Source organism: Streptomyces sp. NPDC059037 (assembly GCF_042740015.1).
Taxonomy (GTDB): domain Bacteria; phylum Actinomycetota; class Actinomycetes; order Streptomycetales; family Streptomycetaceae; genus Streptomyces.
Genome location: NZ_JBHYIG010000203.1, coordinates 1 through 3008, shown reverse-complemented (window position 1 = coordinate 3008; position 3008 = coordinate 1). Strand labels below are relative to the sequence as shown.

Annotated in this window: 2 protein-coding genes; both read left to right on the top strand. The window is 72.7% G+C overall.

Annotated elements, in window-relative coordinates; all coding sequences use genetic code 11:
- Positions 1–220: 220 nt before the first annotated feature.
- Positions 221–1174, top strand: coding sequence for a 23S rRNA (guanosine(2251)-2'-O)-methyltransferase RlmB (gene rlmB, locus ACFWY6_RS32050; protein ID WP_360776477.1), 954 nt, complete (start codon positions 221–223; stop codon positions 1172–1174).
- A 140-nt stretch (positions 1175–1314) separates the two neighbouring features.
- Complete coding sequence (locus tag ACFWY6_RS32045; protein ID WP_384697821.1) at positions 1315–2940, top strand: DoxX family membrane protein; 1626 nt, start codon at positions 1315–1317, stop codon at positions 2938–2940.
- Positions 2941–3008 lie beyond the last annotated feature (68 nt).

The window sequence follows — 3008 nt, the reverse complement described above, 5'->3', positions numbered from 1 at the left end:
GCTGCGCCGTGACCCGCACGAGCGGGGGGGGGCGCCCCCCGCGCCCCGGGGGGGGCGGCGGGCCCCGGGGTGCGCGCTCGCACGGGGGTTGGGGCCGCCGGGCCCCGGGGGCCCCACACTTCATTACGTACGCATACGCATCCGCGCCCGCGTACGTGCACACTTCATAGACATACGCAGTAGGCGTGCAGCCGCACGCGACACGACAGACAGGTAGGTCATGGCCGCTAACAACCGCCGCATGTCCGGCAAGAAGGGCGCGCAGGTCGGCAGCGGCGGAAATCGACGCCGCGGCCTTGAGGGCAAGGGCCCGACGCCGCCCGCCGAGGCGCGCAAGGGACATGTGAAGAACCGCCTCGCCAACGCGAAGGCCAAGCGCTCCGCGTCGTCCCCCGGCGGCCGCCGTCCCGTGAAGGGCCGCGGCGGCAAGGGCAGCTCCGAGATGGTCGTCGGGCGCAACTCCGTCGTCGAGGCGCTGCGCGAGGGCGTGCCCGCGTCGATGCTCTACGTCCAGCAGTTCATCGACAACGACGAGCGGGTGCGCGAAGCGCTGCAGCTCGCTGGTGAGCGCGGCGGCATCCACCTCATGGAGGCGCCGCGTCCCGAGCTCGACCGCATGACGAACGGTCTGAACCACCAGGGGCTCGTGCTCCAGGTGCCGCCCTACGAGTACGCGCACCCCGAGGAGCTCTCCGCCGCCGCGTACGACGCGGGGCAGGACCCGCTGATCGTCGCGCTCGACGGTGTGACGGACCCGCGGAACCTCGGCGCCGTGGTGCGTTCCGTCTCCGCGTTCGGCGGCCACGGGGTCGTCGTTCCCGAGCGGCGTGCCGCGGGCATGACCGCCGGTGCGTGGAAGACGTCCGCCGGTGCGGCGGCGCGGACGCCGGTCGCCCGCGCGACGAACCTGACGCGGGTCCTTGAGGCGTACAAGAAGGAGGGGCTCGCCATCGTGGGCCTCGCCGCGGACGGGGAGCACGAGGTCGGCGACCTCGAGGCGCTGTCAGGACCCGTGGTGGTCGTCGTCGGCAGCGAGGGCAAGGGCCTCTCGCGCCTGGTCGGCGAAACGTGCGACTACCGCGTGCGGATCCCGATGCCGGGTGGCACGGAGTCCTTGAACGCCGGTGTCGCGGCGGGTGTGGTGCTGTACGAGGCCTCCCGCCATCGGGCGTAGATCGCTCTCAGACGCCGGAGGGGCCGGAGACGGCCCCTCCGGCGTTTTTTGTGGAACGGTGCACGTAGGGCGATCTTTGACGCGGTCCGGACATTTCCACACGGTCAAGGCAGTGTCCTAACCACACATCACTCGGTTAGATGAGTGTGGACACCAGAACGCCCCGCAATTCCACGGGGGGAAGCTCGTCAGGGTTCGACGAAGCTCCCGCGCTGAGCATGGTGAAGGTGCCGAGCGACCCGGCCCAGGTCATCGTGAATCACGCGAGCTTCCGCGTGCAGCTTCCCGCCGCGCAGTGGACCCAATCCCCGCGTATCGCCCGGCACTTGAGCAATGCCGGTGACACCATGCGCATCCCCGCGGTCGGCTCCGCCGCCCGGCGCCGCGCGCCCGTCGTCTGGAGCGGGAGGTCGGAGCCGGGCGACCCCGGAGCGACCGGACTGCTGCAGGCGGTGCGCGGCACCGGCGTGCACCAATCGGCCGCGGGCGGCGCCGACCCCTTCGACGACGGGGGTGCCACCCAGGTCATCCCGCGCATCGACCTCGACGACGACCTCGAGGTCACGCAGGCCACCCCCGCCGTCATCGGGCCCCGCAAGGCCGACTCCGGCACCCGGCTGCTCCCGCAGATGCGGATGCCGGGCAGCGATCTCGACGAGCGGGAGCAACTCCCGTACGACGACGACGATTTCGAGGAGAGCGGCGAGGCCCCCGGGCGGCGCCACGGGGCCACGTGGACATCAGCCGCTGCCGCGGCGGGCGTGCGGCACGCCTATTACCCCGGGCGGCGGATGAACCTCGGTGTCGTGCTGCTCCCGCTGCGCGTCTTCCTCGGGTTCATCTCCATCTACGCCGGCATGGGCAAGCTCTGCGACCCCGTCTACTTCGACGGCGGCGAGCGCGGCTCCATGGTCAAGTGGCTGAACTCGCTGCACCCCTGGGCGCTCGCCGAGCCGCTGCGGGACTTCGCCCTCCAGCATCCGGTGGGCGCGGGGCTCTGCATCGCCTTCCTGCAGATCATCGTCGGCGTGCTCACGGTGCTCGGGCTCTGGCAGCGGGTCGCCGCCAGCGTCGGCGTACTGCTGTCCGCCGCGCTCATCGTCACCGTCAGCTGGAAGACCGTCCCCGCCTATGACGCGCCCGACATCATCTATCTGGCCGCCTGGTCGCCGCTGATCATCGCCGGCGCGCCCGTCTACTCCATCGACGGACGCCTCGCCGGCGAGGCCTGGCGGACGCTCGGTCCCCGCGTCGACATCTGGGAGCTGCGGCGGCGTGTGCTGCGGCGCGGCACCCTCGTCGCCGCGCTGGTCGTCGGCCTGACGCTGCTGATCGGCTCCATGCTGGGCGGCGCCGTGCGCGACGCCGACCGGGTGACCGTGCCCGGACCCGGCGAGGCGCCGCGCAACGAACTGCCCGGCTCACCGCTCCCCGGTGAGCCCGGCAAGAAGCAGCAGCGCCAGCGCCACTCGCAGAGCCCCACGGCCTCCCAGGCGCCGACACAGGGCAGCTCCGCGAGCCCCACGCAGGGCGCGGGCACGACCGCTCCGGGTGAGGCGCGCGAGACCGGCACCGTCGGCTCCGGGCAGCAGCCGACCCAGACGCAGGGCACCGGGCAGGCTCCGCCGCAGCAGTCGTCGCCGGAGCAGCCCCCGTCGTCCACCGGCGCGGGCCCGACGTCCAGCGGCAGCACCGGGGCGCCGGAGGGCGGCAGCACCGGCGGCAACGACGGGCTCGTGGGCGGTCTGCTCGGCGGGGGCGGGTGACCGGTCCTGCGCCGTGTACGTACGTGACTGGGGCCCGCACCTGTCTCTTATACACAACTCAGAGCCCA